Consider the following 7,110-nt stretch of genomic DNA (forward strand, 5'->3'; position numbering starts at 1 on the left):
GGTTCGCACGAGCGTGCCGGCCGTGCCTTTGGCCGAGCAGGTTAGGTTCGCCCCGGCGCCATGAACAGGCTCCGGCGTCGCCGAGCGCCGCATTCGCGCATCACCGGCGGTCAAACGCCTTTTGGGCGGTGGCGTCGGCGAGCGCTTGGCGCGAAGCTTCCATGATCTTCGTCGAGCCAACGCGCTTTCAAGGGACCGATGTCCGATCGCCTCCTGCATGCCGGCCTCAGCATCGTGCTGTTGCTCGCCGTCGCCGTCCTGTTCTCCACGAACCGTCGGGCGATCCGCCCGCGCGTGGTGCTGGCCGCGCTCGGTCTCCAGGCCGGGCTCGGCGCCCTCGTGCTGTTCGTGCCCGCGGGCCAAGCGGGGCTCGCGGCGGCGGCGGGCTTCGTCCAGACCGTGCTCGGCTACGGCGACCGCGGCACCGCGTTCCTCTTTGGTGGCCTCGTTGAGCCACGGATGTTCGAGCTGTTCGGCGGTAGCGGCTTCATCCTCGCTCTGCGGGTGCTGCCGCAGATCCTCTACGTCTCGGCACTCATCGGCGTGCTCTATCACCTCGGGATCATGCAGGCCGCCGCCCGGATCGTCGGCGAGGGCTTGCGCCGCGTGGTCGGCACCAGCCCGATCGAGTCGTTCTCGGCGGTGATCACCATCGCCATCGGCCAGAGCGAGATCGCGGTGGCGTTGCGGCCGTTCCTGGCGCTGCTCACCGGGGCCGAGCTGTTCGCGGTGATGACGAGCGGCGCCGCCTCCACCGCGGGCTCGATCCTGGCCGGCTACGCGGCGCTCGGCGTGCCGATGACCTACCTGCTGGCCGCCTCGCTGATGGCGATCCCCGGCGGCCTGCTCTACGCCAAGCTGCTGATGCCCTCGACCGAGCCGACGCGGATCGCGACGACCCGCGTCACCTTCGGGGAGACCCGGGCGGCGAACCTGATCGAGGCCGCCGCCGACGGGACGCAGAAGGGCCTCGCGGTCGCGGTCGCCGTCGGCGCGATGCTGATCGCCTTCGTCGGCCTGATCGCTCTGGCCGACGGCCTCGTCGGCTATGTCGGCGGGCTCGCCGGATATCCGGCGGCCTCGATCCAATCCATCCTCGGCGCCGCGCTCGCGCCACTCGCGTGGCTGCTCGGCGTGCCGTGGGAGCACGCGACGTTGGTCGGCGGCGCCATCGGCCAGAAGCTCGCGTTCAACGAGTTCTTCGCCTACGCCAACATCTCGCCCGCCCTGAAGGGCGGCGTCCTCGATCCGCGGAGCCAAGCGATCGTCTGCTTCGCGCTCTGCGGCTTCGCCAACCTGTCGTCCATCGCGATCCAGCTCGCGAGCTTCTCGAGCCTCGTGCCCGAGCGCCGCTCCGAGATCGCCCGCTACGGCCTGCGTGCCATCCTGGCCGGCACCCTGTCGAACCTCACGAGTGCCGCCATCGCGGGCCTCTTCATCGCCGGCTGAGGCGGATCGTCGGCCTCACGCCGTTCCGCGCAAGCGTGTAGAAGGGCGCCGCATCGCAGGGGCTCTCGCACCGGTTTTCCCCGCGGGGCGGATTGCGACGGGGCGGCGCGACAGGCTGCGACCCGGTCGGTAGAGGACGGACATGACGGCGGCTCTCGACCCAACGGCGACGAAGGACTCCGCAGGCTCGCGCCCCGCGACGCCGCGGATCGTGCCGCCGTTCCGGGTTCCGCCGGAGCGCGAGCCTCCGATCCTCTCCTATCTCGGGGCGCTGCGAACCAACGCCCTCGTCGGCTGGCCGCGCCAAGCCTACGAGGAGCCGATCACCCGCCGCAGCCTGCTCGGGCGGTCGAGCTTCACCTTGAGCGATCCTGATGCGATCCGGCGCGTGCTCGTCGACAACCAGGCGAACTACGCCCGCACCGCCGGCTCCGTCCGCATCCTCCGTCCCATCCTCGGCGACGGATTGCTGATCAGCGAAGGCACCCCCTGGCGCCACCAGCGGCGCTCGCTCGCGCCGGCGTTCACGCCGAAGGCGATCGACGGGCTGGTGCCGCTGATCGACCAAGCGATCGGCGACGCGATCGTGGACCTCGAGGTCGCCGCCGCGCGCGGACCCGTCGCGCTGTTTTCGAGCCTGCACAGGCTGGCGCTGGAGATCGCCGGGCGCAGCATGTTCTCGGTGGCGATGGACCGGCACGGCGACGCGCTTCGCGGCTTCATCGCCGAGTATTCCGAGCGGCTCGGCCGGCCCCACCTCCTCGACATCGTGATGCCGCCGACCTGGCGCGCGCCCCTCGACTTCCCGCGGGCGCGATTCCGGAAGCGCTGGACCCCCTTCCTCAGCCAAATCATCGAAGCGCGGGCTGCCGACGCGACGCCGCGCACGAACCGCGACCTGCTCGACCTGATGATGGCGGCCCGCAGCCCGGAGAGCGGGGCGGCCTTCACCTATGCCGAGGTCCGCGACCAAGTCGCGACGATGATCCTCGCCGGCCACGAGACCACCGCCGTGCTGCTGTTCTGGGCGGCCTACCTCCTCGCTCTCGCGCCCGACCTGCAGGAGCAGGTGGCGCGCGAGGCGCAGGGCGCCGACCTCACCGCCCCGGCCGGCTGCGCTCAGGACGGGCGGCTGCCGCTGACCCGCGCAGTGATCGACGAGACGATGCGGCTCTACCCGCCGGCCTTCGTCATCGTCCGGCGGGCGCTGCAGGCCGACAGCGTCGCCGGCGTGGAGATCGCGGCCGGCGACATCGTGATGATCTCACCGTGGGTGCTGCACCGGCACAACCGCCTCTGGGACGACCCGCACGCCTTCGACCCGGGCCGGTTCCTGCCCGGGGCGCCGACGATCCCGCGCTATGCCTACCTCCCGTTCGGCGTCGGCCCTCGGGTCTGCATCGGCGCGCACTTCGCCCTGACCGAGGCGGTGCTCGCGCTCGCCCGCATCGTCGGCCGCTTCCGGATCTGCCTCGCCGACACCAAGCCTGTCCTGCCGGCGGCGGTGGTGACGACCCAGCCCGAGCATGCGCCCGACTTCACGCTGGTGCCGCGCTGAGCCGGCTTCGCGACAGGCGCTCTGCGACATCACGCCGTCACATTTAAACCACGGCCGGAACCTATGCCTCGGCGACGCCCGCCAAACGGGCAAGATGCCGTTTCAGCCAGCCCGGCGCGCGTTCTCGATGCCGGGATCCTTTGCGGATGCCCCATGTCGCACGTGACCGCGTTCCCGATCGCGCAGAAGCCCGCGAAGCCGTCTGCGCCCCGCCTGCACGCGGTCGCCGCGGGGGAGGGCGACAGCCGCGCCATCGCGGTGCGCAGCCTCCGCCTCGGCATGTCGGCCCTCGACGAGGTGATCGGCCTTCTGGAGGGCGACCTCGGCGCCGCCTTCGAGCGTGCGGTTGAGACCATCGTGTCGGTGAAGGGCCGCGTCATCGTCTGCGGTATCGGCAAGAGCGGCCATGTCGGCCGCAAGCTCGCCGCGACGCTGGCCTCGACCGGCACGCACGCTTTCTTCGTCCATCCCACCGAGGCGAGCCACGGCGACCTCGGCATGATCGCCCCCGACGACGTGATCGTCGCCCTGTCCTGGTCGGGTGAGACGGTGGAACTCGGCGACCTCGTTAGCTTCTCCCGGCGCTTCTCGATTCCGTTGATCGCGATCACCTGCAACGCCGACAGCACCCTCGGCCGCGCGGCGGACGTGCTGCTGGCCCTGCCGAAGGTCCGCGAATCCTGCCCGCACGACCTCGCCCCCACCACCTCGAGCCTGATCCAGCTGGCGCTCGGCGACGCGCTGGCGGTGGCCCTGGTCGAGAGCCGCGGCTTCACTTCGGCGCGCTTCAAGACCCTGCATCCGGGCGGTACCCTCGCGGCGCGCCTGAAGACCGTGCGCCAGCTCATGCACACCGGCGACGAGGTCCCGCTTGTGCCCGACGACATGGTCATGTCCGACGTACTGATCGAGATCACCCGGCGCCGCTACGGCTGCGTCGGCGTAATCGACGCGGATGCGCGCCTGATAGGCATCGTCACCGACGGCGACCTGCGCCGCCACATGGGACCCGCGATCCTCGACACCACCGTGCAGCAGGTGATGACCGCCGCCCCCGTCGTGGTGGAGGCCGACCTCCTGGCGAGTGCCGCCCTTGAGGTGATGAACCGCAAGCGCATCACCGCGATCTTCGTGGTCGAGGACGGCCGCCCCGCCGGCATCCTCCACATCCACGACCTGCTCCGGGCCGGCGTGGTCTGATCGGCTCGCGACCCTTCGCGGATGTCCGGGGTCAGCCCGAGGCGGCGCTATAACGCGCCGTAGAGCTCCACCCGCATCCAGATGCTAACGGCGCCGAAGTTCTGGAGCGCGGTGCCGCCATAGAACGCGAAAGCCTTCTCCGGTCGAACGGGAGCCCTACGGGCGGACGAGTCCCATGAGGGCGTCCGGTCATGCCCCGTGGGCCCGAAAAGAAAAAGGGGCTGGCGATCCGCCAACCCCTTCGACCACCCGAAAATTCGATGGTACCACCGCCCCGGCTCGAACGGGGGACCTCTAGATCCACAATCTAGCGCTCTAACCAACTGAGCTACGGCGGCACTGCGGCGGGGTGTATCGTGGCGGCGTCGGCATTTCAAGCGGGTTGGAGAACGCGCATCCGTCTGTGGACGACGGGCGGACCGACGTCCTAAAGGATCGGGGGTGACCCGTCGTTCCAAGCCCGCCCTACGATGAGCCAGACCGCCGAACCCCCGCGGCGCCGTTGGGGGCGCGCCACCGTGGTCCAGGCGCCCGGCCGGCTCCGCGTCCTCGTCCGCCGGAGCGAAGTCGGCCTGGTGGTGCTCGCGGGGGTGACGGGATGCGTCGCCGGCGCGGCGGTCGCGGGCATGACCGTCGCGACGCAAGCCCTTCGCGAGACGTTGTACCGCCTGCCGCACGGCACCCGCCTGAGCGCGGCCGACGGCGTGACGCCGCTGGCTCTGCTGCTCGGCCCCTGCCTCGGCGGCATCCTGCTCGGCCTCGTGATCCTTGCCGCCAGCGCGGTCCGCGGACGGCGCAGGCGGCCGGTGATCGATCCGATCGAGGCCAACGCCCTGCATGGCGGCCGGATGTCGCTGCGCGACAGCCTCTACGTCGCGGTTCAGAACGTGATCTCGAACGGAAGCGGCGCCTCGGTTGGGCTGGAGGCCGGCTACACGCAGATCTGCGGCGGGCTGGCCTCGCGCCTCGGCATCGCCTTCGAGATGCGGCGCAACGACTTGCGCACGCTGGTCGGCTGCGGCTCGGCCGCCGCCATCGCCGCCGCCTTCGGCGCGCCGCTGACTGGGGCGTTCTACGCCTTCGAGCTGATCATCGGCACCTACTCGATCGCGACGCTGACGCCGGTGATGGTCGCCGCGCTCTGCGGCAGCCTGGTCTCGCGCGGCCTGGTCGCGGCCCAGCCCCTCGTCGCCCTCGATAACGTGCAGGCGGTGACGACGGCGGCGGTGACGGGCGCCGACACCCTGCCGAGCCTGGTCCTCGGCCTGCTCTGCGCCGGCCTCGGCATCCTGATCATGCGCGGGGTCACGCTGGTGGAGCAGGGGGTGGCGGCGACGCGCATCCCGCGGGCGGCAGGACCCGCGCTCGGAGGGCTCTGCGTCGGGGCGCTCGCCCTCGCGATCGGCCCGCAGGTCCTGTCCGGCGGCCACGGCGCCCTGCACGTGCATTTTGCGGACGGCGCCGAAGGCTACGGCACGGTGGCGCTCGCGCTGCTGTTCGTCGGCAAGGCGACGGCCTCGGCGATCTCGATCGGGTCGGGGTTCCGCGGCGGCCTGTTCTTCGCCTCGCTGTTCCTCGGGGCGCTCGCGGGCAAGCTGTTCGCGACGGTCGCGCCCGAGGTGATCCCGGGGCTCGCCGCCTTCGGGTTGACGCCGCTCGCCTACGCGGTCATCGGCATGAGCGCGCTCGCGGTGGCCGTCATCGGCGGCCCGCTCACCATGACGTTCCTGGCGCTGGAGGTGACCGGCAGCCTGCCGATCACCGGCCTCGTCCTGGTCGCGGTGATCGCCTCCTCGCTCACCGTGCGGAAGACTTTCGGCTATTCCTTCGCGACGTGGCGCTTCCACCTACGCGGCGAGAGCATCCGCAGCGCCCACGATGTCGGATGGATCCGCAGCCTCACGGTGGGCCGGCTGATGCGCAAGGACGTGCGCACCATCCCCCTCGACACGCCGATGGCGACCTTCCTGCGCGCCCACCCGCTCGGCTCGCCCTCGCGCGTGATCGTCGTCGATGAAGCCGGGCGCTATGCCGGCATCGTCCTGGTGCCCGAGGCCCACGCCGCGGCGCGCGACGAGGCCGGCAGGCCGGCGACGCTCGCCGAGGTGCTGCATCACTCGGACGACGTGCTGACGCCGGAACTCAACGCCAAGGAGGCGTCCGCGGCCTTCGATCGCACCGAGAGCGAGGCCCTGGCGGTCGTCGACACGCTTGACGACCGGCGGGTGATCGGCATGCTCACCGAGAGCCACACGCTGAAGCGCTACAGCGATGAGCTCGACCGCCAGCGCCGGGCGATGCAGGGCGAGGCGGACTGAGCGTCGGTCGGCCGGCGCTCAGCGCGGGCGGCGACCGACGCTGACGACGTTGCTCGGCCGCGCCTTCCGCTCGGGCAGGATTTCCTCGACCTTTTTGACGATGCTGGCGGCGTCGAGGCCGGCTTCGGCGTACATCTTGTCGGGGCTGTCGTGGTCCTGGTAGGCGTCCGGCAGCGTCATAGTGCGCACCCGCAGCCGCATCGCGTCCAGCACCCCGCGCTCGGTGAGCAGGTGCAGCACCATCGCCCCGAACCCACCGCGCGAGCCCTCCTCCAGGGTGATCAGCACCTCGTGGCTGGCCGCGAGATCCAGGATCAGCGCTTCGTCGAGCGGCTTGGCGAAGCGCGCGTCCGCCACCGTCACCGCGATGCCCGCCGCCGACAGCGTCTCGGCCGCCTTCAGCGCCTCGCCCAGGCGCGTGCCGAGCGAGAGCAGCGCCACCCGCGCGTTCTCCGGCCGCGTCACGATCCGGCCGCGCCCGATCGCCAGCGGGACGCCGACCTCCGGCATCTCGACGCCCACGCCTTCGCCGCGCGGGTAGCGCAGCGCGATCGGGCCGGAATCGTGCGCGTGGCAGGTCGCCAC

Annotated in this window: 5 protein-coding genes and 1 tRNA gene; 4 read left to right on the forward strand and 2 right to left on the reverse strand. The window is 71.5% G+C overall.

Features of this window, described 5'->3' with window-relative positions; all coding sequences use genetic code 11:
* Window positions 1-198: 198 nt before the first annotated feature.
* The 3 genes from MFF13_RS22535 to MFF13_RS22545 all read left to right on the forward strand — a co-directional run bounded on the left by MFF13_RS22535 (window position 199) and on the right by MFF13_RS22545 (window position 4,207).
* A complete protein-coding gene (locus MFF13_RS22535; protein ID WP_147829201.1) occupies window positions 199-1,449 on the forward strand; it encodes a NupC/NupG family nucleoside CNT transporter in 1,251 nt (416 codons plus the stop codon).
* Window positions 1,450-1,591: 142 nt separating this feature from the next.
* Window positions 1,592-3,007, forward strand: coding sequence for a cytochrome P450 (locus MFF13_RS22540; protein ID WP_147829199.1), 1,416 nt, complete (start codon window positions 1,592-1,594; stop codon window positions 3,005-3,007).
* 153 nt (window positions 3,008-3,160) lie between these two features.
* Entirely contained in the window at window positions 3,161-4,207 is a 1,047-nt protein-coding gene (locus MFF13_RS22545; protein WP_147829197.1) for a KpsF/GutQ family sugar-phosphate isomerase, read from the forward strand.
* A 261-nt stretch (window positions 4,208-4,468) separates the two neighbouring features.
* Here the strand turns inward: MFF13_RS22545 and MFF13_RS22550 are convergent.
* Window positions 4,469-4,545, reverse strand: a tRNA-His gene (locus tag MFF13_RS22550).
* 132 nt (window positions 4,546-4,677) lie between these two features.
* Here MFF13_RS22550 and MFF13_RS22555 point away from each other — a divergent pair.
* Entirely contained in the window at window positions 4,678-6,525 is a 1,848-nt protein-coding gene (locus MFF13_RS22555; protein ID WP_147829195.1) for a chloride channel protein, read from the forward strand.
* 18 nt (window positions 6,526-6,543) lie between these two features.
* Here MFF13_RS22555 and MFF13_RS22560 read toward each other — a convergent pair.
* Window positions 6,544-7,110: transketolase C-terminal domain-containing protein (locus MFF13_RS22560; RefSeq protein WP_283205833.1), on the reverse strand; the 567-nt coding region annotated here is incomplete at its 5' end.

Source organism: Methylobacterium cerastii, from assembly GCF_022179125.1.
Lineage (GTDB): Bacteria > Pseudomonadota > Alphaproteobacteria > Rhizobiales > Beijerinckiaceae > Methylobacterium > Methylobacterium cerastii.